Here is a 25078-nt window from a genome sequence, read left to right as displayed (position 1 = left end):
GGGGGATGGGGGGGTAAATAACTCCTCACTCCTAACTCCTAACTCCTAACTCCTCATTCCTAACTCCTAACTCCTCACTCCTAACTCCTAACTCCTAACTCCTAACTCCTATCCCCTAACCCAAAATCCCAATTTTGATTACGGACGTTGAATAATGTTTTCGACTACGCGACGCTTGGCTTTCGGATCGATACCAATCAAGCGGACGTATTCTCCTGGATATTCTGCCAGATAAGATTCGAGGATACCTAGTACTTCTCTTTCGTTTGTTGAATCTATTTGTCCGCAACTTGACCAAGAACCTGTACGGAAACGACGGTTGTCTACGTGTTCGGCACTGATTTTATAACCGCCATGCAACAGGTGTCGAACTTCTTCTAAAACTTCGGTACTTAATTGAGTATTGGTAAGGGTTGCGGTACCACCACTCGCCGTACCGTAACTTTTTACGGGACTAGAACTCGAAGTAGAGGCGTAATTGAAATTTGTATCTCTCTTACTCGTATCAGTCTTATATGAACTACCGTTACCGTTGGATGCAGTACCACCAGAACCATCAGGACGTTGAATAATGCTTTCTAGTATCCGGCGTTTCGCTTTGGTGTCAATACCAATTAGGCGCACATACTCGCCTCCATGACTTCTCATACATTCTTCTAAAGCAGAAATAGCCTCATTGAGATTTTTTGTTTCAATTGGGCTACAGCTTTGCCAGGAACCTGTACGGAAGCGTCTGCTATCAACGTGTTCCATACCAATTCTGTAACCTCCTGAGAGCAGGTTACGGATTTGGTCGATTGTCTCGCTATCTAATTGAGAACTACCACTGCTGGAATTTCCATTACTATAGCTACTGTTGCGACCACCATTGCTTGAACCACTACTGCTATAACTACCATTACTACTGGTTGCAGGAGCGCTGTAGGTTGAGATTATAGTTGGTTTTGTCGAACCATCTGGACGTTGAATGATGGTTTCTAATACCCGTTTTTTCTGCTTGGCATCGATTCCAAATAAACGCACGTATTCGCCTTGGTGTTCACTCATACAGCCTTCTAAGGCTGATACTGCTTCACCTACGCTTCTGGCTTCAATCGGTTGACAGCTATGCCAAGAACCAGTGCGAAAACGTCTACTATCTACGTGTTCGGTACCAATTTTAAACCCTTGCTCTAACAGATAGCGCACTTGCTCTACTGTTTGAGTATCCAAACCATTGTTATACACTTCAATACTCCTTTCTAAGCCTTTATCTTCGTTTGTATTATATATGTCTATTTTTTGACGAATTTCTGCAATACACTTACTATCTTCGGCACAAAGATAACCCACTCTCAGTGCCTGATTGACTCCTACTACATGATGAGCAAATTCTTGATCCTGTGGATTTACATCTGACAAACGGTCAGCTTGGTGTTGACTGGTAATCACAGCCCCAGAAGGTACGTATTTACCGGGAGGGATTTCGACATCTTGGATTAAGGCGTGCATCATCACGATACAACCATCGCCCACTTTGGCATTAAATACTGTGGAACGAAAACCGATAAAGCAGTTATTACCCACATAACATGGTCCGTGAATCAAAGACATATGGGTAATACAACTGTCTTTACCTATCCATACCGAGTATTCTTTGTTGTTATCCCCCAGTACACGACCTCTTTCTAATCCGTGTATAACAACACCATCTTGAATATTAGTATTTTCACCTATATAAAATGGCGACCCCTCATCTGCTCGCACCGAAATCCCTGGAGCAATAATTACATTCGCACTAATTTCAATATCTCCAATAATATTGGAAGACGAATGAACAAAAGCAGTTTGGTGAATTTGCGGTTCTGCCAAATTCTTAGACCATGGGGTTGGGGGAGCCGCCATACTGCGGACTCTCATAGCGTCGTTTCTCCTTAAATGCGTTTTTTTATTAGTTAAGAGTTAGTACCACCGGAGTTAGTACCACCGGAGTTATGAGTTATGAGTTTTTTTATTAACCACTCCACTATCTACTAACAACTATCTACTAACCACTAACAACTATCTACTCACAACTAATTGTTAATATTGTTCTTTTTTGCTGTAAATTAAGCGATTTTCAACATAAACTGTATCAATTATCGCTACTACTGCTGCATCGATTGGACGCTGTTCGTTGCCATAAATTTGACGTGCAGCACTACCACGACTGATGAGTACCCATTCATCAACTCCCGCACCAACGGTATCTGCCGCAACTTCGTATTCTGGCTGGATGCGTCCTTCTTCATCTATTAACTGCAATAACAGCAGTTTCACTCCTCTAAGACTTGGATCTTTTTGCGTGCTAGATACTGTTCCGCGAACTCTGGCAATTTGCATTCCTTTCCTAGGATATTACGGTCTTCCACCATAAGGACGAATTGCATTCACGTTTTCCCGGAATTGCTCTACATCTTCGGTATATCTAATTGGTAAAACGTATTCTAGGTTTTCGTGGGGACGAGCGATGATATGAGTAGACAATACTTGTCCCCCATTCACTCGCTTCACAGAATCAACTCCTGCTCCAACTGAAGCTTGAACTTCTGATACGTCTCCTCTAACAATAACGGTAACGCGACCTGTACCGATTTTTTCATATCCAACCAAGGTGACGCGAGCAGCCTTTACCATCGCATCCGCTGCTTCTACTACTGCTGGAAAACCCAGAGTTTCTACCATTCCAACTGCAATTGACATTACTTTCTATCCTCAAAAAATTTCCTAAATTGACTTTCCCCATGTTGTAAACAAATGGGCATCTTTAATTTGTCTAGTTAGTCGTAAACCTATAGTACTCCTGTAGCGCTGCTAAATTCCCCACTCAGATTTAACCGAATATATCTAGTTAATTTAGGAAAGACCTAGAGAGAAACTTTTCTCAAGCTGCAAAAGTTATCTTACAACCTGCATTACCCTGTGCGTCAATAGTAGGTTTGATTACAAGGGTTGATTTTCTAGGTTCCTGTATTAGTGTTAAATGACGACTAGATTTTTTAACAATTGGTTATTTTTTCCCCAAATAAATCCAATATTTAGGCATCTCAAATTATTAATAGTCTTTAAGTTCGGAATTGTTCCACTGCTTCGGTATATCTAATTGGTAGAACATATTCCAAGTTTTCATGGGGACGGGCAATAATATGGGTGGAAACAACTTCACCACCGTTTACCCGTCTTGCAGCTTCGATACCTGCTGCAACTGAAGCTTGTACCTCAGATACATCTCCCCGCACGATTACAGTTACACGAGCGCTACCGATTTTTTCGTAACCTACTAAGGTAACGCGAGCGGCTTTCACCATCGCATCCGCTGCTTCTACTACTGCGGGAAATCCCTTAGTTTCAATCATTCCAACTGCTATAGGCATTTACTGACTCCAACAACTTTACTAAATTTATGACTCTACGAAGACTTTTTTTGACGGGTATGCTCATTTAAAAGCTGAAAAAAAACTTCCCCCAAATTAAGCATATGAAAGCTTTGCACCCATTGCAATATAAATTACTATAATAGTTTGTAATCAAAGGATTTTAAAAAACTTAACATATCTTTGATTGAGGGTCTACAATTACTCACTACTCAATCGAAGTTTACGGTTTCTAGAGTAGACACTTCTGCTTTATACTTTTTTTATCACATTTGCCCAAAGCGCTTTCATCGAAGCCTAAATTTGACATAGGGAAGAATGACTTTAGTCTCAAACAGTTCTAGAGCCTACTTTCTGAATGCATAACCATTGGTGCAAAAAAAATATCAAGGAGATATAAAAATTTCTTATCAGACATATTATTCTAGGTTTTTGAATTAAGAAAACTGAAACAATAAATAAACATTACTCATCAAAAAAATATTCAAATAAGAGTGAGATATTGAGAATACAATTTGATTCTTTTGTCAAGTAATTTGTGAAAAGTGTCAGATGAGAAAAAATGAATCGATATTTTATCTGATTGATTAGATTAGAGTATTAAAAGAAATAGGAAAATTTCTTAAAGACTATTTAAAGAGTATTTATAGTGGTAAATTTGAATGAATGAGTTTCTATTTTCAACAACTTGGTGTTTGCCCTTATATGGATTAGTGGGTGCGTTGTTAACTTTACCCTGGGCAACGGGATTAATTAAGCGTACCGGACCAAGACCAGCAGCTTATTTGAATTTATTAACAACAGGTTTAGCTTTTTTTCATAGTGTATTCGTATTTAAAGAGATTTGGAACAGGGAACCAGAAACTATTGTTTTAAATTGGTTTACAGCCGCCGATTTAAATATCTCTTTTGCATTAGATATATCGTCAGTAAGTTTTGGTGCGACAGTTTTAGTTGCCGGATTGAGTTTATTAGCACAAATTTATGCTTTAGGTTATCTCGAAAAAGATTGGGCAACAGCAAGATTTTTTGCTTTGATGGGCTTTTTTGAAGCAGCGTTGAGTGCTTTAGCTATCAGCGATTCTTTGTTACTCAGCTACATGGTATTAGAAGTTTTAACTCTCTCAACTTACCTGTTAGTTGGATTTTGGTACGCTCAACCGTTGGTAGTTACAGCAGCGCGAGATGCATTTTTCACTAAGCGGGTAGGAGATTTATTGTTGTTGATGGGGGTGGTAGCTATAGGTACCATGGCAGGTAGTTGGGATTTCTCCGACTTATACAAATGGGCGCAAACAGCACAATTAAATCCCTTAACATCAACTTTACTCGGTTTAGCATTAATTGCCGGACCTGCTGGGAAATGCGCTCAGTTCCCCCTGCATTTGTGGTTAGATGAAGCAATGGAAGGTCCGAACCCAGCTTCAGTCTTACGAAATTCCTTGGTAGTTGCTGGTGGTGCTTATGTACTTTACAAACTCGAACCCATTTTAGCGTTATCACCAATAGCCTTAAATGCTTTATTAATTATCGGTACAATGACAGCCATTGGTGCGAGTTTAGTTTCCATAGCCCAGATAGACATCAAGCGAACTTTATCTCATTCCACCAGTGCATACATGGGTTTAGTGTTTGTCGCAGCAGGTATGGAACAAGGCGCTGTGGCATTGTTATTGTTGTTTACTCACGCGATCGCCAAAGCTTTATTATTCATGAGTGCCGGTTCGGTGATTTATACTACCCAGACTCAAGATATCACCGAAATGGGCGGGTTATGGTCGCGGATGCCTGCAACTACTACAGCTTTTATTGTTGGCGCGGCTGGTATGGTAACGCTATTACCCTTGGGAAGCTTTTGGGCAATGCTTTCATGGGCTGATGGTTTTTATGTTACTAGTCCTTGGGTAATTGGGATTTTAATCATAGTAAATGGTTTGACAGCCTTAAATTTGACAAGGGTATTTAGATTAGCCTTTTGGGGAGAACCACAACAAAAAACCCGACGAACTCCTGAAGTGCATTGGCCGATGGCATTACCAATGGTATCCCTAACTGTGGTTACTTTGTTAGTACCAATGATGCTTCAGCAATGGTACTTGTTACCAACTTGGGAAAGTATCAATTGGTATGTATTAACTGCATTAGTATCTTCAAGCTTAATAGGAGTGATTATCGGTTCTACTATTTATCTGCATAAAGCTTGGTCTAGGTCAACAGTATTAAGTTGGAGATTTATCCAAGATTTATTGGGATACGACTTTTACATAGACCGTATTTATCGAGTGACCATAGTCAGTGCTGTTGGGTTGCTATCCAAAATTTCCGCTTGGAGCGATCGCTATTTAGTGGATGGATTAGTAAATTTAGTTGGTTTTGCAGCTATTTTCAGCGGACAAGGTTTAAAATACAGCATTTCCGGACGTTCTCAAGGTTATTTGCTGACTATCGTGTTTGGAGTCAGTTTAATCGGCTTATTTATTAGCTGGTCTTTAGGATTACTTAATAATTTACCGTTTTAATCAGGTTAAAGGTCAAAGGTTCAAGGTTAAAGGTTGGTAATAAACAATTAGTAACTCTCAACTGTCAACTGTCCACTGTCAACTATCAACTCTTTTTATGCTTAGTATTTTAATTTTGCTACCGCTCTTAGGTGCGGCTGTGATTGGATTTTTGCCTTTTGGTATCACACCAAAAATTTCCCGTGGAATAGCTTTGACTATTGCTACTACTGCTTTTTTGTGGACGTTGGTGTTAGCTAGTCAGTTTAATTTGGGCGAAATTAATCAACAATTTGGTGAATTCATCCCTTGGATAGATGTATTGGGATTGAATTATCATATTGGAATTGATGGTTTATCTTTACCTCTGTTGATATTAAATGCATTGTTAACTGGAATAGCTATTTATACCAGTGAGACATCTATAGCGCGACATCGATTGTATTATTCTTTGTTGCTGCTGCTTAATACCGGAGTTACGGGAGCGTTTTTATCTCAAGATTTACTGCTATTTTTCCTATTTTATGAATTGGAATTGATTCCCCTGTATTTGCTGATTGCTATATGGGGTGGAGAGCGCCGGGGTTATGCAGCAACCAAGTTTTTGATTTATACTGCTGTTTCTGGAATTGTGGTTTTAGCCAGTTTTCTGGGCTTAGTTTGGCTGAGTGGTAGTTCTAGTTTTAGTTTAGACAGCTTACAAACAAATTCTATACCCTTAGCGACACAAATCTTACTGTTAGTAGGGATTTTAATCGGTTTCGGGATTAAAATTCCCTTAGTTCCCCTGCATACCTGGTTGCCGGATGCTCACGTCGAAGCTTCTACACCGATTTCCGTTTTGCTGGCTGGGGTGCTGTTGAAATTAGGAACTTACGGTATGCTCCGTTTTGGGATGTATTTGTTACCATCCGCTTGGATATATTTAAGTCCTTGGCTGGCAACTTGGGCTGTAGTTAGCGTGCTGTACGGTGCATCTTGTGCGATCGCCCAAAAAGACATGAAAAAAATGGTAGCTTATAGTTCTGTCGCACATATGGGATACATTCTTTTAGGTGCAGCAGCAGCGACACCTTTAAGCATATTAGGTATCGTCATGCAAATGGTTAGCCATGGTTTAATTTCAGCGCTGCTGTTTTTGCTCGTAGGGGTAATTTATAAAAAAGCAGGTAGTCGCGATTTGGATGTTGTTCAAGGATTGTTAAATCCCGAAAGAGGCTTACCTTTAATTGGTAGTTTGATGGTTTTGGGAGTAATGGCAAGTGCTGGGATACCAGGAATGGTAGGATTTATTGCAGAGTTTATTGTATTTCGGGGTAGTTTTGCAGTTTTCCCGATCCAAACTTTACTATGCATGATTGGAACCGGCTTAACTGCCGTTTACTTCTTAATTTTGATGAGTAAAGCCTTTTTCGGACGCTTATCCGAACAAGTAACTAACTTACCCCGTGTGTATTGGTCAGATAGGATACCAGCTATAGTTTTAGCAGTCTTAATCGTAATTTTTGGTATTCAACCAAATTGGCTAATCCGTTGGACTCAATCAACAACTAACGTGATGATGAATGCACAAAATCAGATTGTGAACGTGTCTTTTAATAAGTAAGAATCAATTACCAATTACCAATTACCAATTACCAATTAACAGGAGAAGTCTGATGGTGGGAACTGCTACTAAAAAAAATATACCTACAAATCATCCTTTAGCTGAATATATCGAACGTCTATTGAATGGAGAAGCATTACTTCCAGATAGTCCAGAAAATTTAATTGAAGTCGTCGGGGTTCTTCACAGTTACGGTATTGTTTTAGATGCTTATTCAAATAATTTGATATATTTTGCCGAAAATCAATTTTTAGTATTCTTTCCGTTTTTTAAATATTTTAACGGCGAAATTAATTTTCAAAAATTACTACGTCACTGGCAACACGATAGAATCAATTACGAATACGCCGAATACTGCATGAAATCAATGATGTGGCACGGTGGTGGTGGATTAGATGAATATGTAGATTCAAAAGAGTTTAGACGCTTAGGGCAAGCAGTTATTAATGCCAAGTTTCAAAATAATCCTTTAGTTTTGGGTGTTAATCAACTGTTTCCAGAATTTTTATTTGAACAGTTAAGAGTTTGTTGTTACTACAGCGGTTTAGGTCAATTTTGGCGCGTCATGTCTGATGCATTTATGAGTTTATCAGACCTCTATGATAAAGGTAAAATTACATCAATTGCTCAAGTTGTAGATCATGTAAAAGAAGCTTTGGTGGCAAATGCGAATAATCCTATTACCTATGCTGTAAAAATTCGGGATAAAGTTTACGACATAATTCCCCAAAAAGCTGGTTTAACTTTTTTAATGGATACAGCAGTACCTTATGTAGAAGCAGTTTTCTTCCGAGGAACACCTTTTCACGGTACAGTTTCTTACAATGCCCAAGCTTATCAAATTCCTCCAGACCAAGGAAGATTTCAATATGGTGCATTGTACGCAGATCCTTTACCAATTGGTGGTGCTGGTATTCCTCCGACATTATTAATGCAGGATATGCGTCACTATTTACCCGAATATTTACACAATATTTATCGTCAAACTCGTCGCGGAGAAGACGATTTACGGGTGCAAATTTGTAAAAGTTTTCAAAAATCAATGTACTGTGTTACCACTGCTGCAATTATAGGATTAATGCCTTATCCAGCAGATACTAGCAACCCTTCCGAGCAAGATGCTAATCGAATTTATTTGCAAAATTGGATGGATCGGTTTATTAATTCACAGTTGAAAGTTGTAAATGAACAGCCTATAACTTGTGAGGTGGTTTTACCGAAATGGATGTAGAGAAGGTTAAAGGTTAAAGGTTAAAGGTTAGAGGTTAAAGGTCAAAATCTAAAATCTTTTGTTTGTAGATCAAGTATTTTTTTGATGGGTATTTCGCCTGTCATTTTTTTTAATGAAACTTTCAATTTATGACCGAACAAAATACAAATGCATCCTTACTACCGTAAGTTTTTTATGATGATGAGGCAAACAGAATGCGTTATGTAAGCAGTTCTGACATTTCATTAACTAGCCGTGGACCAATTCTTTCGGCTTGAAGATAGTGGAAATTTTTATTAAAAATACTTGATTGATAAATTGAGTTATCAGGCTTTGTTGATGAGGAAAAGTCTAAATCTAGTAAGTCAGTTTCTTTTTTATCTAATTCATAATTGAAACGCCATATTCCTTTTATTCCATTTTCACAAATGATTTCAAACTCTATATAGTCTTCTTGTGCACTTTCGCAGAATGCATCTTGAGCATTACCAATTCTTACTAAATCTCCATTTAATGCTAAACCCAATTCTTCTAATAATTCCTGCTGATGGGATTGACGCAGAAGCAATAATGATTGCAGCACAGAAGATTTACCAGTGCTATTTAAACCAGAGAATAAAGTTAGCGGTCTGAATTCAAACAGTTGATTCTCAAAAGCTTTAAAGTTGATCAATCGCAGCCAACGAATCATAATAATACTTCCTTAATAATTTTTTCTATAGTGTTAAATCGATACTCAATTTTATTTGCAGCTTGAGAGATAGATTCAAGAAACTCTTTATTATTATCTGATAAATTAATAAACTTCTTTATTAATTCTTTTTTATTAATCATTAGTTTTTTTAATTCTTGCTCGTTCAGTTCACTAAGATTTACCGACCAAGTTTCAAATAATGCTTTATTTAACGGAAATTTTCTTTTATTTTTATTCGATAATTTACGAAATGCATTATCACCAAAAATATCAAATGCCGCAATCATTGATTTTTTAAAATCTTCTTCTATCTTATTTAATTCTGCTTCTGATAATTTATTTGCCTTGACTAACCCTTCATTAAGGAATGTATCGCGATCGCCATCTTGATATTCTGTATAAGAGGTCAGCTTAAAAGCTAGGAACCCAAGTATGAATTCCCGGTCATCCATTCGCTTTTTACGAGATTCACCAAGTTGAACAAGACGTATAAATTCTTTTAAATTCGCAAGTTTTTCGAGAAATTTTGTTGCTAGTCCTGGATTAAGAGCATGGCGTAATTCTTGATTAGAAAGAGGTATACCCCCTGTATTAATACGTTTAAAGATATTATATTTAACTTCAATAGGCGTACCTTTTGCGATAAGATAAACTGTAACTTGAGTTTCTTCTATACGTCTCTGATATCTACGCTCTAATTCATCGTAGGTTTTTCCTTCTAACTCAATTAGGTATTCTAACCCAGTCAAATTAAAACTTTTATCAATCACAAATTGTTTTAGAGTAGATAATCTTTGCAAACCATCCACAACTAACCATTCTTCTTCATTTGTAGCATCAATGTAAAAAGCTGGTAATGGAATTCTAATAAGAATAGATTCAATTAAACGGCTTTTAGCTTCTAAATTCCAGATACCTGCTTGACGCTGAAAATCGGGTGCTAAATTAAGGGCATCTTCATCAATTCGCCTTAATAATATATCAATAGTTGGTTCCTTAGTAACAATGCTTATTTTTTCTGGATCGTAATTAAATTTACGTTTTTCTTCTGGTTCTTCTTCATCTAATGATTCGGTATCTAACGTATCTGCTTCTGTCATCAGATTTACTCCTTAAATAATAGAGTTTTTTGGAAAATATACTTTTATTATTTCGATTCTCCAGTATTTAACCAATTAATTAAAGCTCTACCTCCAGTATAAACTAGAGGCAGTAGCTCCATAAAATGTATTACAAGCCAAATTTTAACGGAGTTATCTAAATCTTAACTGCTTTCACTCCTGCCATATCCAATATTGGTACTATCAAATCTTCGCGTTTCACTGCCATCATATGCACTCCTTGACACAATTGTTGAGCAATTTGTACTTGTTCGGCGGCTATTTTCATTCCTTCTTCTAAAGGATTTTTAGCTTGCTCTAATCTATCAATTATATGACCGGGAATTTCAACGCCAGGAACACATTTATTGATAAACCGAGCATTTTTTGCTGACTTTAATAGAAAAATTCCTGCTAAAATTGGTTTGTTACAACCTGCGGCTATTTGAGTCATAAATTTATCCAAAATTTCAAAATCTGTAATCATTTGACTTTGAAAAAATTGCGCTCCTGCTGCTAATTTGCGCTCAAATCGCTTTTGTAAACCGCTCCAACTGCGACATTGTGGATCTACCGCAGCACCAACAAATAAATCGGTGGCTCCGTCGGTTAAGGGTTTATCGTTACTATCCAAGCCGTTGTTGAGTTTCCCGATTAATTGCAGCAAGCGTACTGACTCTAGATCAAACACGCTTTTAGCGTCGGGATGGTCTCCTGCTTTTACAGGGTCGCCGGTCAAAGCTAAAATATTACGGATACCTAAAGCATGAGCGCCCATCAAGTCACTTTGTAAACCAATCCGGTTTCGATCTCGACAAGCCATTTGACATATCGGCTCGATTCCCTGTTGTTGTAAAATTACAGACGCTGCTAAGGAAGACATCCGTAACACTGCGCGGCTACCGTCGGTGATATTGACGGCATGAACTCTCCCCTTAAGAGTCGCCGCCATTTCTACCATGTGTTGTGGATTACCACCTTTCGGTGGTGCGACTTCAGCAGTGATTAAAAATTCACCGTGGTTTGCTGACGTACGAAATGTTGTTAATTGAGTTGAATTTAGCGTACCAAGCATAACATTGAGATATTTCGATACTTGGTACAGCTCTATCACATCTGACTCTCCGTTGGAAAGCTTAAAAAGGTATGGAGAAACCTAATGCTGATTTTACTTGTTTTAAAGTTTGGTTGGCGATCGCCTCGGCTTTTTCCCTACCATCGCGTAAAACCTGTTCTAGATAAGCTTTATCGTCCATTACGGCTTGATATTTGTTTTGGATGGGTTCTAGAGCATTAACAGCAGTTTCTGCTAATAAGGGCTTAAATTGTCCCCATCCCATATCCTGACATTCTGCTGCAACTTCTGGTTTAGTTTTACCGGAAAGCAGCATATACAAAGTTAATAAGTTATTACATTCGGGACGTTGGGGATTATCAAATTCTAAACCGCGCAGGGTATCAGTTTTACAACGTTTGATTTTCTTGGTAATTTCCGCAGGGGTATCTGTCAAATTAATCCGACTTAATTCTGAAGGATCGGATTTTGACATTTTCTTAGTACCGTCAGTCAAACTCATTACCCTTGCCCCTTCTTTACGAATCAAAGGTTCTGGTAATTTTAATATGGGTTTATCGGGTTTGGCGAATTGATGATTAAATCTATTAACAATATCTCTCGTTAATTCTAAGTGTTGTTTTTGGTCTTCGCCTACAGGAACTTTATCAGCTTGATACAGCAAAATATCAGCAGCCATGAGTACGGGATAATCTAATAATCCCACATTGACATTTTCACCCTGCTTAATAGCTTTTTCCTTGTACTGAACCATATCTTCCAACCAGTTGAGAGGCGTGATACAGTTAAATAACCAAGTTAATTCGCTGTGAGCAGAAACGTGAGACTGTACGAAAATACTAGAATAATTTAAATCCAGCCCGCAGGCTAGGTAAACCGCCGCTAAATGATAAGTGTTTGCTGCAAGAGCTTTCGGGTCTTGTGGTACAGTAATAGCGTGTAAATCAACGATACAAAAATAATTTTCGTATTGCTCTTTATACTGATTTTGAATTTCTACCCAATTGCGAATAGCTCCTAAATAATTACCTAAATGTAGATTACCAGTTGGTTGAACTCCAGAAAAAACTCGTTGCTTACCCATAAATTTTTGAATCAGTGAGTAGTGAATAGTGAATAGTGAATAGTAAGCAGTAAAAATTTAGTAGTGGTGTTATCTATGATGCGGGATGAACAAAGCAACCCATCAGTCCGCTTTTAGTTATAGTTTATGACGTTCTGTGACGCTGCGCTAACAATTGGAGCATAAATTTTATATCGGACGCAGGTAAATGCCCACATTACAATAATTAATAATAATTACATATTTTCGTCTTATACAATTTAACTGCACATCAGCTTAGAGGACTAAAACCTCCCAAATAAATTTCGTAACTGCTAAGTGCTAACTGTTCACTGCTTACTGTTTATTATGCGCGAACTATATCCACCCAGAGTTGCTTATCAAGAAGGTAAATTACAAGTTTCTGATTTACATACAATTCATTTTGAAGAATCGGGAAATCCCCAGGGTAAACCAATTGTAGTATTACATGGTGGTCCTGGTGGTGGATGTCCAAGTTTTTATCGTCAATATTTTAATCCGGAAAAATGGCGTGTAATCATGTTCGATCAAAGAGGTTGTGGTAAAAGTACTCCTCATGCAGAATTAGGCGAAAATACAACTTGGGATTTAGTCGGTGATATTGAAAAATTACGCGAACATTTAAGAATAGATCAGTGGGTTGTATTTGGTGGAAGTTGGGGAAGTACTCTTTCTTTAGCTTACAGTCAAACTCATCCACAGCGTTGCAACGGTTTGATTTTACGCGGTATTTTTATGCTACGTCAAAAAGAATTATATTGGTTTTATCAAGAAGGTGCGAGTAATATTTTTCCCGATGCTTGGGAGGAATATTTAAAGCCAATTCCCCCAGAAGAAAGAGATAATTTATTAACTGCTTATTACCAAAGATTGACTAGTGAAGATAAAAAAATTAGGTTAGATGCAGCAAAAGCTTGGTCAATTTGGGAAGCAAGTACCAGTAAATTATTTTTAGATAAATCTTTAATGCAAACCTTTGGTGAAAGTGCTTTTGCAGATGCTTTTGCCAGAATTGAATGTCATTATTTTGTCAATAAAGGGTTTTTTGAACAAGAAGACCAATTACTTTTAAATGTTGATAAAATCCGCCATATTCCCGCTGTAATTGTTCAGGGCAGATACGATATAGTTTGTCCGATGATATCAGCTTGGGAATTACACAAAGTTTGGTCAGAAGCTGAATTTATTGTAGTTCCCGATGCCGGACATTCCATGAGCGAACCGGGTATTCAAACAGCTTTGATTAATGCAACCGATAGCTTTTAAACCTCTGTGTTCCTCTGTGTTCCTCTGCGTTTACCTCTGCGATACTTTGCGTTTCAAAAAAATTCGTTTACCCTATTCCAAGAAGTAACTGGGAGACATCTTGAAAAAATCAGCTAACTGTTCTATCTCACTTTCAGTAAGTTGACTTTTACCATTTAAAATATCTAAAACTCTTGATTCACTTTTGCAAATAGGAATTAAATCTTGGGATAGGAGTGAAGATTCTTCTAACAATGCCTTGATCAGAGTAACTCCTTTTAAAATTGGTATTGCTTCATGTTGATTTTCGTAATCATAAACCAGCGTACTTAATACTTTTAGGTAGTCTCTATCATCTTTTGTAATATTTTTTTTATCTAGTATAGAATTAATTCGGTTTTGAGTAGCTTTTAATTCCTCTTCATTAGTAATTGGACGCGGAGGAAAGGTAATGATTAATTCAATGTAATAGCTACTAGGAGTTTTCAAACCAGTCGTCATTTTTCCAGTTTTCCTTATCGTATTCAGCGTGAGTAAGTACAGCGCGAATAAATATTATTTGATATTCATAGTCTATATAGGTAATTAGCCTATAATTATTACCGCTAATATTAAAAACGGTAAAATTCTTAACTAAATCTGCCGAGTGAAATAACTGACGTATATCATTGAAGTTTTTGAAATTAGAATCAGATATGCGCTGATACCATAATATAAGACCAGCCTGAGCGTTTGAGTGCTTCTCCCAGAATTCTCTCAGCGCTCTTTTAGTAATAACACGCATTTAATTTAACTGTTAGTTTCTAACGTTCCAATGCTTCCCTATCCCATTTACCGAGTACTGCTGCTGCTTCGTAGGTGCTTTGTAGGAAGGATAATAAGGTTTGTGCGGGGGAATCTGATATTCTTAATGCTTCTAAGGGTAGAACGAATTCTTGTATATCTTGGTGGTAATAAGCTGCTTCTGGCTTGATTGGGTAATCTTTGAAACCTTCGGGTTCCGGGTAAGCATAGGAATAGAAAAATGGTTCGACACCACCTCCACCTGGCCAAAATCCACAACTGCTGACTTCGTGAGAATATGCTTCATGGGTGATAAAATCGGCTACTCCAGAGGCTCCGGGATGCTTGGGTGCAATGCGTCCGGAAAAGCGGGTGAGAGCTAAGTCGAAGCTTCCCCAGAAGAAGTGTGTGGGGCTAACTTTACCGATGAAGCGGGAACGAAATTCTGTAAATATACGGTTAGTTTGGGCTAATATTTGCCAAAATCTATGTACGTATTCGGGGTCGTAGGATGCGTGTTTTGTGTCTTCCTCAAAGCGAATGGGGTTGGATATTTCTTGAGGCATTGTCGATATTTTTACTTTAATATCAAGGGATGCTAAGGTGTGGATTGTTTTTTGGTAAAATTCGGCAACGGAAAAGGGTTTTAAAGCGAATGTACTACGTTGTCCGTCAGAGGTAGAAATACAAAGTTCGTGAGCGATAAAATCGAAATCTATTTGAAAGCTGCGGGTTTCGTAGGGAATGGGAGAAGTGGTTAGTCCTCGTGAGGTGACGTAGAGGGTGACATTCCACCAATGATTGATTAGTGGAGTTAATTGCATACGGATTTTACCGATTACCTGCGTCCATAGATGTAGGGTTGTGGACGTTTCTTGCCAAGATTTGGATGGTAGTGATGGGAAAATTTCGATGTTGGTGGACATTATGATGTGTGAGGTAGGGGTTGAGGATATTTTCTCATGGTTTTAGTTTTTTAACGCAGAGGAACGCAAAGGTAAACGCAAAGTAACGCGGAGTTTTTGATAATTTTTAGCATCATTTAGAAGTCAGAAAAATGCGAAAATCAGCCTATATTCAGGTGCAAAAAATGAAATTTATCGGTATTGATTTGGGTTGGAAATCGCAACCAAGTGGCTTATGTTATTTAGAATTAATTGATGGAAAGTTGGAATTACAAGATTTAGATAGAAAGGATGGGATTGTCGATATTTTCGATTGGGTTGATAATTGCGTCAAAGCTCCGGAAAGTGCAATTATTGCTGTAGATGCACCAACTCTTATCCCCAATGCTACTGGAAGTCGTTTACCCGATAAACTGACTCACAAACATTTTGGTAAATATCATGCTGGATGTTATCCTGCTAATCTCGGTTTAGCTTTTGCTCAACGCACGGTTAATTTTGGTTTAGAGCTGGAATCTCGCGGTTATCTCCATGCTCCGACTATACAACCCCAAAAGCTTGGTAGATATCAAATTGAAGTGTTTCCACACCCCGCTATCGTTAACCTTTTCGGATTACAACGTATTCTCAAATATAAGAAAGGCAGAATTAGCGATCGCCATCTTGAACTAACCAAATTGTACAATTACATTAGGGATATCTTACCAACTCTTCATCCTCCTCTGCGTACTCAGCGTCTCTGCGGTTTATTTATTACTTCTATTCCTAAAACAGGTATAGCCCTCAAAGCAGCAGAAGACAAACTTGATAGCGTTATTTGTGCTTATGTGGCAGCTTATTGGTGGTATTGGGGAGAACAACGAAATTTAGTATTAGGTGATGAAAATACTGGTTATATTGTAATTCCTCATCGGGTGGAATTATGAAGAAATAGAAACTCAAATTCAGTTTACAATTTATCTTGCATAATAATCAAATTTGCTAAATATTGTTTCTGATTACCTTCAATAGGTTTAATAGTCATGATTCCTTGCCAATTATTGTTGTCTTTATCTTTCAATGACCACATACTTAAAGTAGTTTGAATATTTTTGGTATCAGCTATTTTTTGCCAACCAGCTTGTTGCATCTGATTCATATAATGTTGATGTAATTGTTCCAGAGTTAATTGAGATTCTAAAGTTGCCATAGAATTAGAAAATTCACTGCTAAAACCTCCAATTGGTTTGGGAATAACTGTGGTATTTGCTGGTGGTTTTAATATCGGAGTTTTGGTAAAACTAAAGGGTAAACCCCGGATTAAATATCTACAAGTAGAGTCAGATTGATTGGTATTTAAAGAAATACTAACTTCTGTGAAAGTATCTTCTGATTGGTTAAGATTCAACTGTAATGCAGGACCTTTTTCTGATTTACAATAATTTAAATTTTCATCTATCTGAGTTATTGATGTTGCAAAAGCTCGCTTTGGAGACATATCTTCTTGTTGTTTCCATCCCTTCTGTGTTAACTGATTTTCATAGAAGGATTTGACTTGTGTCGCTGATTGCGGTATGTCTAATGCTATTTCATAATAATCTTCACTGCGTTTAATACTTCCTAAAATTTCAGCTTGAGCAGGCTGAGGAATTTCTACTGGTAAATTATCCGGTACTTTTCCGATTAAAAGTTGGCTTCTTCCTCCTCTATAATAATCAACTCTATTCAGTCTTAATAATCTCTCTACAATCTTTCTAGGAATCATTTCATCCTGATTATTTGCAGGCTGTGCGACTGTAACGTAACTGGGAATTAGAATGGCTAAATTTAGTAAAAACAAAGAAAATAAAATCAGTTTTATCGAATTTAGTTTGTTCATGGCTTTAAATGTTAATTAAGTGGATATTTCAAATTAAAATTAATCAATTAAACCTGCTTCTCTAGCTCTCTTTAAAGTAACAATTCTAAGATTTTTCCCTTGACTTTTGAGTTCTTCACTATCAATACCGAGAATTTGTTGTAATCGATGCCAATAGTTACGCACCATTCTTTCTGAAACACAAATATCTTGGGCTATAGCTTTATCTTGTAATGCTTCCCCAAATGCTAAATTCAGCAATCTTAACCACTCAGGTTTGAGTTCCAAATTATCACTAATTTTTTGAATATCTTTGATATGAGTTAATCCTTGTAATGACCAATTTATTCGCGCCATAATCTCTGTGCTTGAAAGGTTTTTATCCGCAGCAACAAAGCCTTTTTGATAACTATTAATTTCGGATTTTATCCTCACCAAACTTTGAATATACTCGCTATAAACAACGATATTAGTTTGCGGATGGTTATTCATTAGATAAATCAGCAGTTGCATCCCTGTATTTATTTTTGCTGTTCCTCCAAGTTTTTTGGGAAGCATTATATCCATGATTACCAAGTCTGGTTTGAATAATTCAATTTGTTCAATCCCCATATGAGATGTTTGCGCTGTCAAAATTTTTATATCAGCGTATTGAGAGTTTAAAATTCCAATTGTTCCACTCAAAAACATCTCGTTAAAATCAATTAATAAGATTGTTAAGGATGCTTTACTTGATATTTCAGTTGTATGTGTATCTCTTATATTTACCATAAGGATTAAGTATGGATAGTACAAAACTGTTAACTATTGGTAGATTAACCAATCAACGTTTAAAAAATATCTAGATAAAGTCATTTGAATACATTACTAAAGTCATATCATCTTTTCTGTTATCTGACATAGGATATTTTGTGATGGGATGTTAATGATTTTGTTGCAGGTAAAATCATGAATAATCAGACAATTTCTCTACCTAAAGCTTTACGGTATGTAGAATGGACGATTTTAATTGTGCTGTTGTTGCTTGTCTTATTTCTGATCGCACTACCAATTTACTTTGATTATCCCAAATATCCCCAACCGCTTATTCCTGCTGTCATGGTATTTTTTTCTTTAGCTGGATGTACTTTATTAAGTTTTATATTTCCTATAGAGCGTCCCTTATGGCAAAGAAGAATTTATATATTAGTGGAAATGCTATTAATTCTTCCAACTATCATGATGGGTTGGGATATTGATTTATTAGTATATTTTTACATTGGTAAAAGCTGTTTTTTGTTAACTAGGAAAGATGTATTATTTACAGTTATTGCTAGTTGCATGGCTTGGAATGGTTTATCCGTTGCTAACTTTATTTATCGATTTGATGGAGTCAAAGAGTATGCACTCAAGCATTTCAATGATATATATGTTCTGGAATACATGATTCCCGTAAATTTAGTTGTTGGTATCGGTTACTATTTGGTTGTATGTGTTTTCGTGATGATGTTTTGTTACATTGCACGTGCTGAACAAAAAAGCCGGAGAAAAGCGGAAAAATTAGCTCAGGAAGTAGAAGCTTTAGCATCGAAGTTAGAAAGACACCGTATTGCTCGTGATATTCATGATTCTTTAGGACATTCCTTAACTACTCTGGATGTACAGTTAGAATTAGCGAATACATTAGCAAAACGTCAACCGGAAAACGCTTTACAAGCTCTGGAGACTTGCAAACAACTTTCTTCTCAATGTTTGGTAGAAGTAAGACGTGCTGTACGTACAATGCGTGATTCTACTTTTAATTTGAATGAGGCTTTACAAACTTTAATTGAACAGGTACAACAAAGTCAAAGTTTACAAATTTCTTTGGAAATCAAATTACCAAATCTACCATTACAAACTGCCCATCAATTGTATTGTATTGCTAAAGAAGGATTGACTAATATTCAAAAACACGCATCAGCATCTAAAGTTATTTTGCGGGGAGAAACCAAGTTTAATAATATAGTTCTGGAAATTATTGATAACGGTAAAGGTTTTAATCTCGATTCTCCTCATACTGGTTTTGGTTTAAAAGGAATGCAAGAGCGTGTAGATGTTTTAGCAGGAGAGATGATTATTAACAGCAAGGAAATGAAAGGTACTCATATTCAAGTGTTAATTCCGTTTTGTTAAATTACGTTTTTTCCAGGGAATTAAATTGAGATAAAGTTTCTAATATCGTTAACGGAATATTACTTCCAGGCTGTTTATTTTCAGAATAAACTAACTGCACACCAAATTCTGGATATACCCACATACCCGCACCAAATCCAGAAGGAATAGTACCACCATGACCAATAAAAGTAAACTTTCCAAGTTCAGAAGTTTCTGCTTCGACAAGTTGAATTCCTAATCCATAACGACGATTAATATTTGTTTCTTTGGTATCTATAAAAGTAAACATCTCTTTAAAAGAATGACGTTTAAGTAATTTTCCACCCAGCAATGCTTGAAAAAACTTTGTCACATCTTCAGGATTAGAAATTAATCCTCCAGCAGCACCAGTAAAGGAAATATTTACAAAACTAACATCATCGAGTTTACCATCACCAGGAGGAATATCTATATAACCTTTTACTAATTTTCCAGGTATTTCTTCTGTATAAAAGAAGGTGTTTGTTAAACCTAATGGTTCACTGATTAAACGTCTAATTTCTGTTGCAATGGTTGAATTTGTAGCCTTTTCAATTATCATTCCCGCTATAAAAAAACCCGTGTTAGGATATGCCCATTCTTGACGTTCTTTTCCATCAGCATATACAATTAATTCTTCTGGCTTCCATTCTCTTCGAGGATTTTTAAGAATTTCTTGATAAAGTGGGGTATTAATATTTTCTATCACATCGTAAATACCGCTACTACCATTTAATAATTGACGAATTGTAATATTATTACCATCGGGAATATTTTGAGCAATTTCGGGTAGCCATTTTTCTAAAGTATCATCCAATGATAATTTACCCTCTTCGGCTAACTTTAATACTACTACTGCGGTAAATGTTTTAGTAATACTACCAATTTGAAATTTATCTTCTGCTTGTATTGGAGTTTGGGTTTCTAAGTTAGAAACTCCGCTAGTCGTAACCCATTTTCCTAAAGGATTGATTATTTTTACAGATGCACCTACGCCATCTTTTTCTATAGTTTTATCAAGGGCTGTTTGCAGCTTATCAGCGACTTCTGGAGATACAGATTTATGATTTATTTTTTTATTTATAAAACGTTTGTCTAAAATATGACGTTGAGAAAGAGTAATATTTTGATTACGATTAAAGGTATTGGCTTGGAGTTGTGTTGTACCTAAAATTATAGTTGCTGCATAACTAATTGAAATTGCTGTTATGTAGATAGGTTTCATATTTCTCCTGATTAATATCTAGAGTAGATTAGAATACTGCTCGGTTAAGCCTAAAAATCCAAAAATGTGTAGGTTGGGTTGAGGAACGTTCGCCGTAGGTGTGCCGAAGGCACAACCCAACATTTATCCCTCTTTTGTTGGGTTTCGCTGTCGCTCAACCCAACCTACAATTTCCCTTAACCGAGTAGTATTGGAGTAGATTACCATTACAACTAATACACTTTTAGAGTAAACGGAATCTAATTACAAAGTCACCTAATGGTTGTGAGCAATTTCATTAAGATTAAAGATTTTAACGCAAAGGTATGCTAAGAATAACGTGGAGTAACCCAAAGTAAGAGTTATTCAAGATAACTGATAATTAAGTTGAAGAATCTATATTCAATCCAAACGCTTGTAGAGACGCGATACTATGAGCGTCTCTACATTCTTTGTCGGAGATGTCTATTTAATTACGAATTATTTCTATACTCTTCAATCAACTGCGGAATATAATCGTATCCATCAACTCCAATAAAAGTAATTATCTTAGGACGATTATTCCCTAATAAGTTTTTAAAAACCGATTCTCCCAACTGATTTTGTAAAGTTGATAGTAATTTAGCTGGTTTATACCATTCTTGTGAACCAATTTGATTGAGTATATACATTCCTAATGAAGCTGTGTAAATCGCTCTTTCAAAACTAGCTAAACTATAATTTGCTTCGGCTAAATTAGTTAAATTTAAACTCTGTAAATACAAATCTCCAGAAGTTTGTGCAGTCTTAAAACCTTCTTCTAAATGTTTAATTGCATCTGCGGGTTTCTCTGTGACTAAATAAGCAATACCCAAACTACTCAAACATAAAGCTTTACTTTGTAAATCACCCAACTTTTCTGACAAATTCAAACCTTGTTGCAGATAATTTATTGCCATCTCATAAGTTTCTGATTCTGCTGACGACAAATTAGCCTGCATGACTTCACTGTAACCCAAATTGGCTAAAGCATTTGCTTCAGAAATTTTATCCCCAGTTTGTCTGCTTAATATTAAAGCACGTTGAGAATTATTTATCGCTTCCGAATAATTTTTTTGCTCAACATAACTACGACTCAGATGATTTAAATTCGCCACTTCACAAGCTCTATCTCCAAAATTCCGGGCTATTTCTAAAGCTTGTTGATGAAAATTCACCGAACTTTCATATTGTCCTAATGCTCTTTGAGAATAACCCAAAATTGTCAAAATTCTCGCTTTTTCCTGAGTTCCCTCAACTCTTCGTAAGGGTTCATCTAAATAGGAAAGTGCATCTTTTAAATAATTACCTGAAAAAGAAGCAACGATTCCACCATATAAAGGAAAATAAGGTCTTTGTGAAAAGTTACGCAATATTTGTAACACTATTTGCCATGCAGCACTACCATAGGAAGTATCGGCACCAAAACCATTTCCTAACTGACTCCAAATTACAGCAAAGGTTAAATAAGTTGAAATTGATAAGTTTGAACCGGCTTTGACATTGTAAGCTTGTTGGTCAAACCAATTAACTAATCCTCGCTGTAAAAATTGTAAAATTAAAGTTAATTCAACCCAATCACTCAGATTAAAAATCCGTTGACTGCGTGCAAATTCTACTGGAGATTGTTGTTTGGCTAAAATACGAAATAATTCCTTGGTAAACTCTCCATCAACTTGTTTTGCCCAAGTTGTCCAAGGGCCGCTTTCTTCGGATACTCCACCAAATCCGATCGACGAACGATTTTGTTCATACATCCAGCTGATCAAATGCTGTTGCACTTTCTCCCACGAACTAATCCCGCGAGCGATACCTTGAGAAAATTCCTCTAAAGATTTTAAGTTAAAAGTCTCCACATTTTGCTGTAGTGATTTCGCCAACTGTTGGAGTTGTTTTTGATTTAAAGGTTGTTTACTATTAGGATCGGTAACGCGCAAAAATATCGTTAAGCGTTCATTCTCTGGTGCTGTGGTAATTTCCCTGACAGCAGATAAAATTGATTCTGTCGCCTTATTTTGTTCTTCTACTCGTTTCCATTGAGTTTGAATCGTTTTTAATGCTCTTAAACTACGGGTTATCTTAGCTTTTTTTAATTCATCAGTTTCACCATCCACTTGTCGCTGATTAGAATCCAAATTTTCGCTCAAGACTAATTCAAATACTTCTCCCGTCCCCACGGAAATACCCTTAAGCAGCATTTGATACACTTGTCCTTGAGAACTAATTTTACCTTTGAGGGTAGCTTGGACAATTTCATCGATTAAGGCTAGATATTTATCCCGTAATGGCACAGATTCAGACACTTTAATAATTATTATAATCAACGTGTTTATTACTTCTAATTGTAATTGTTAATTAACTAGATGGCTAACCAATTTGGAATTTCCGATTGTTAAAAATTGATTTTGTTAGGTTTTCAGCTTTTTATTTGTCTTATTTCTGGCAATTATTTTTTTATTCGTTACAACAAGAAACATTATGCATGGAGTATTAAGTCGGAAATAAATCAGTATTTGTATAGCTAATAAAGTTAGATAATAAACATTTTTTGTAGGATATGTCTGTAATTATTCTGAATAGTTGACGCATTTATTGGAATGTAATTTTGATTGTGGTGATTATTTATGCACCATTATGGGTTATTAATAAAAGTATCAAAGAGTTGGGAAAACTCTAAATGGTTCGCACACCCAAACTTACATTTAATCGCGGTACATTAATTTTACATCCACCACCACGGGGTCGAGCATGGATGGATTTTGCTACATGGGATGATAGAGTAGAAAAATTCCGCATTAAAGCTATTGAATATCGCCGTTTGGTGGAAGCACTGCAAGCGGAATCAACGGATTTTGTGGATGAGGCTAAAGCATTTTATCCTGTAGAAATGAATCCAGGTTTAGTAATGGAACCTTATCCCCATCAAACTGAAGCTTTAAAGGCTTGGAAGTTAGCCAAAAGACAAGGTGTTGTGGTGCTTCCCACCGCAGCCGGGAAGACTTATTTAGCACAGTTAGCGATGGAATCTACACCACGCACAACGTTGATTGTCGTACCAACTTTGGATTTAATGCATCAGTGGTATGCTCATTTAGAAGCTGCTTTCCCCGATGTCAAAATAGGTTTACTCGGTGGTGGTTCACGGGATAGAACCCCTATACTAGTTTCTACTTATGATAGTGCAGCTATTCATGCCGAAACCTTGGGAAATCAATATGCTTTGATAATTTTTGATGAGTGTCATCATTTACCAACAGATTTTAATAAGGTTATCGCGGAATTTTCTATTGCACCTTATCGTTTAGGATTGAGTGCAACACCAGAACGAACCGATGGAAAACACGCTGATTTGAATTATCTTATTGGTAGGGAAGTATATCGTAAAAGAACCGAAGATTTAGCGGGAAAAGCTTTAGCAGAACACGAAATTGTCCAAATTAAAGTTAAATTATCCCACAAAGAACGAGAAAGATATAACGAATTGATCCAAACCCGCAACAATTTTTTAAAAGATTCTAAAATATCCTTGGGAAGCATTCAAGGTTGGCAAAAATTTGTCCAAATGAGTGCGCGATCGCAATCTGGTAGACGTGCCATGTTAGCCCATCGTGAAGCCAAGGAAATCGCTTTGGGTACTGATGGAAAAATTAGAATTTTAACTGATTTATTAACAAAACATTATTCAGAAAGAATATTAATTTTTACGGCTGATAATCTGACTGTTTATCGAATTTCCCAAGAGTTTTTAATTCCTGCAATCACTCATCAAACTCCGGTAAAGGAAAGACATGAAATACTAACTAAATTTAAGGAAGGTGAATATAAATCTTTAGTTGCTTCCCATGTATTAAATGAAGGTGTAGATGTTCCAGCTGCGAGTATTGCAATTATTTTATCTGGTACTGGTTCCGCACGGGAGTACATTCAAAGATTAGGAAGGGTGTTAAGGAAAGGAAATATGAAAAATAAACGAGCAATTTTATACGAAGTAATTGCGGAAAATACCAGTGAAGAAAGAACTTCGGAAAGACGCAGAGGAGTTGAAAAAGAACAACCGCCCAGACGCACAGAGTCTAGAGGTGAAGGATTACAGGTTGTCTATGGAACTGGTGGAGGAAGAAGTTATAAAGCTGCGGAGAAGTCTTCGGATGGTAAATATTCTACTAAGAAACCTCACAAGCAAATGAATATTTGGGATGAACAAGAAGACAGTTAACAGTTGACAGTTGATGGTTATTATTTATTTCTTCCCATCCCCTTGTCCCCCCATCTC

22 protein-coding genes are annotated in these 25078 nt (G+C 36.7%); 7 read left to right on the top strand and 15 right to left on the bottom strand.

The window, feature by feature from the left end; all coding sequences use genetic code 11:
• Window positions 1-138: 138 nt before the first annotated feature.
• The 4 genes from ccmM to IQ247_RS23725 form a co-directional block, all read right to left on the bottom strand.
• Window positions 139-1899 (bottom strand): beta-carboxysome scaffolding protein CcmM, encoded by a 1761-nt coding sequence (gene ccmM, locus IQ247_RS23740; RefSeq protein WP_193923766.1) that lies wholly within the window; start codon window positions 1897-1899, stop codon window positions 139-141.
• A gap of 162 nt (window positions 1900-2061) precedes the next feature.
• Window positions 2062-2361, bottom strand: a complete 300-nt coding sequence (gene ccmL / locus IQ247_RS23735) for a beta-carboxysome shell vertex protein CcmL (RefSeq protein WP_193923764.1) — start codon at window positions 2359-2361, stop codon at window positions 2062-2064.
• A 15-nt stretch (window positions 2362-2376) separates the two neighbouring features.
• Window positions 2377-2721 (bottom strand): carbon dioxide-concentrating mechanism protein CcmK, encoded by a 345-nt coding sequence (locus tag IQ247_RS23730; protein ID WP_193923763.1) that lies wholly within the window; start codon window positions 2719-2721, stop codon window positions 2377-2379.
• Window positions 2722-3083: 362 nt separating this feature from the next.
• Window positions 3084-3392: a carbon dioxide-concentrating mechanism protein CcmK gene (locus IQ247_RS23725; RefSeq protein WP_010995042.1), complete on the bottom strand. Its 309-nt coding sequence runs from the start codon at window positions 3390-3392 to the stop codon at window positions 3084-3086.
• Window positions 3393-4054: 662 nt separating this feature from the next.
• Here IQ247_RS23725 and IQ247_RS23720 point away from each other — a divergent pair.
• The 3 genes from IQ247_RS23720 to IQ247_RS23710 all read left to right on the top strand — a co-directional run bounded on the left by IQ247_RS23720 (window position 4055) and on the right by IQ247_RS23710 (window position 8727).
• Window positions 4055-5911, top strand: coding sequence for an NAD(P)H-quinone oxidoreductase subunit F (locus IQ247_RS23720; protein ID WP_193923762.1), 1857 nt, complete (start codon window positions 4055-4057; stop codon window positions 5909-5911).
• 97 nt (window positions 5912-6008) lie between these two features.
• A complete protein-coding gene (locus IQ247_RS23715; RefSeq protein ID WP_193923761.1) occupies window positions 6009-7496 on the top strand; it encodes an NADH-quinone oxidoreductase subunit M in 1488 nt (495 codons plus the stop codon).
• A gap of 52 nt (window positions 7497-7548) precedes the next feature.
• Entirely contained in the window at window positions 7549-8727 is a 1179-nt protein-coding gene (locus IQ247_RS23710) for a CO2 hydration protein CupB (RefSeq protein WP_193923759.1), read from the top strand.
• A 199-nt stretch (window positions 8728-8926) separates the two neighbouring features.
• Here IQ247_RS23710 and IQ247_RS23705 read toward each other — a convergent pair whose 3' ends face one another.
• The 4 genes from IQ247_RS23705 to trpS form a co-directional block, all read right to left on the bottom strand.
• A complete protein-coding gene (locus IQ247_RS23705; RefSeq protein ID WP_193923757.1) occupies window positions 8927-9397 on the bottom strand; it encodes an AAA family ATPase in 471 nt (156 codons plus the stop codon).
• The gene (locus tag IQ247_RS23700) at window positions 9394-10500 is read right to left on the bottom strand and encodes a DUF262 domain-containing protein (RefSeq protein WP_193923755.1); all 1107 of its coding nucleotides are present in this window, start codon (window positions 10498-10500) and stop codon (window positions 9394-9396) included. The genes IQ247_RS23705 and IQ247_RS23700 overlap by 4 nt, the downstream gene beginning before the upstream one ends.
• A 157-nt stretch (window positions 10501-10657) precedes the next feature.
• Window positions 10658-11575: a methylenetetrahydrofolate reductase gene (locus tag IQ247_RS23695; RefSeq protein WP_193923769.1), complete on the bottom strand. Its 918-nt coding sequence runs from the start codon at window positions 11573-11575 to the stop codon at window positions 10658-10660.
• 61 nt (window positions 11576-11636) lie between these two features.
• Entirely contained in the window at window positions 11637-12659 is a 1023-nt protein-coding gene (trpS, locus tag IQ247_RS23690; RefSeq protein ID WP_193923753.1) for a tryptophan--tRNA ligase, read from the bottom strand.
• Window positions 12660-12986: 327 nt separating this feature from the next.
• Here trpS and pip point away from each other — a divergent pair, with 327 nt between their 5' ends.
• Window positions 12987-13925 carry a prolyl aminopeptidase gene (pip, locus tag IQ247_RS23685; protein ID WP_193923751.1) on the top strand — a complete coding sequence of 313 codons (939 nt, stop codon included), beginning with the start codon at window positions 12987-12989 and terminating at the stop codon, window positions 13923-13925.
• 72 nt (window positions 13926-13997) lie between these two features.
• Here pip and IQ247_RS23680 read toward each other — a convergent pair whose 3' ends face one another.
• The 3 genes from IQ247_RS23680 to IQ247_RS23670 are packed head-to-tail and all read right to left on the bottom strand — an operon-like array spanning window position 13998 to window position 15613.
• A complete protein-coding gene (locus tag IQ247_RS23680; RefSeq protein ID WP_193923750.1) occupies window positions 13998-14405 on the bottom strand; it encodes a helix-turn-helix domain-containing protein in 408 nt (135 codons plus the stop codon).
• Window positions 14380-14688 (bottom strand): type II toxin-antitoxin system HigB family toxin, encoded by a 309-nt coding sequence (locus IQ247_RS23675; protein WP_193923749.1) that lies wholly within the window; start codon window positions 14686-14688, stop codon window positions 14380-14382. The genes IQ247_RS23680 and IQ247_RS23675 overlap by 26 nt, the downstream gene beginning before the upstream one ends.
• Window positions 14689-14707: 19 nt before the next feature.
• Window positions 14708-15613: a DUF5996 family protein gene (locus IQ247_RS23670; RefSeq protein ID WP_193923747.1), complete on the bottom strand. Its 906-nt coding sequence runs from the start codon at window positions 15611-15613 to the stop codon at window positions 14708-14710.
• Window positions 15614-15744: 131 nt separating this feature from the next.
• Between IQ247_RS23670 and IQ247_RS23665 the strand changes: the two genes are divergently transcribed.
• Entirely contained in the window at window positions 15745-16518 is a 774-nt protein-coding gene (locus IQ247_RS23665) for a DUF429 domain-containing protein (RefSeq protein WP_322745563.1), read from the top strand.
• A 23-nt stretch (window positions 16519-16541) separates the two neighbouring features.
• Here the strand turns inward: IQ247_RS23665 and IQ247_RS23660 are convergent, their stop codons facing one another.
• Together IQ247_RS23660 and IQ247_RS23655 are read right to left on the bottom strand one after the other, a co-directional pair.
• Window positions 16542-17450, bottom strand: a complete 909-nt coding sequence (locus tag IQ247_RS23660) for a hypothetical protein (protein WP_193923745.1) — start codon at window positions 17448-17450, stop codon at window positions 16542-16544.
• Window positions 17451-17489: 39 nt separating this feature from the next.
• Window positions 17490-18200, bottom strand: coding sequence for a response regulator (locus IQ247_RS23655; protein WP_193923743.1), 711 nt, complete (start codon window positions 18198-18200; stop codon window positions 17490-17492).
• Window positions 18201-18377: 177 nt separating this feature from the next.
• On the opposite strand from IQ247_RS23655, the gene IQ247_RS23650 reads away from it, so the two are divergent.
• On the top strand, window positions 18378-19583 hold the full coding sequence (locus IQ247_RS23650; protein ID WP_193923741.1) for a sensor histidine kinase: 1206 nt from the start codon (window positions 18378-18380) through the stop codon (window positions 19581-19583).
• A 1-nt stretch (window position 19584) separates the two neighbouring features.
• Here the strand turns inward: IQ247_RS23650 and IQ247_RS23645 are convergent, their stop codons facing one another.
• Window positions 19585-20808 (bottom strand): serine hydrolase domain-containing protein, encoded by a 1224-nt coding sequence (locus tag IQ247_RS23645; RefSeq protein ID WP_193923739.1) that lies wholly within the window; start codon window positions 20806-20808, stop codon window positions 19585-19587.
• Between the two features lie 452 nt (window positions 20809-21260).
• Window positions 21261-23108: a tetratricopeptide repeat protein gene (locus IQ247_RS23640; RefSeq protein ID WP_193923738.1), complete on the bottom strand. Its 1848-nt coding sequence runs from the start codon at window positions 23106-23108 to the stop codon at window positions 21261-21263.
• A 374-nt stretch (window positions 23109-23482) separates the two neighbouring features.
• Between IQ247_RS23640 and IQ247_RS23635 the strand changes: the two genes are divergently transcribed.
• The gene (locus IQ247_RS23635; protein WP_193923737.1) at window positions 23483-25021 is read left to right on the top strand and encodes a DEAD/DEAH box helicase; all 1539 of its coding nucleotides are present in this window, start codon (window positions 23483-23485) and stop codon (window positions 25019-25021) included.
• Window positions 25022-25078: the final 57 nt, after the last annotated feature.

It is taken from the genome of Plectonema cf. radiosum LEGE 06105 (genome assembly GCF_015207665.1).
Taxonomy (GTDB): Bacteria; Cyanobacteriota; Cyanobacteriia; order Cyanobacteriales; family Nostocaceae; genus Rivularia; species Rivularia radiosa_A.
Note: the sequence above shows the minus strand (reverse complement) of the source record. Positions and strands in the feature narration are given on the sequence as shown.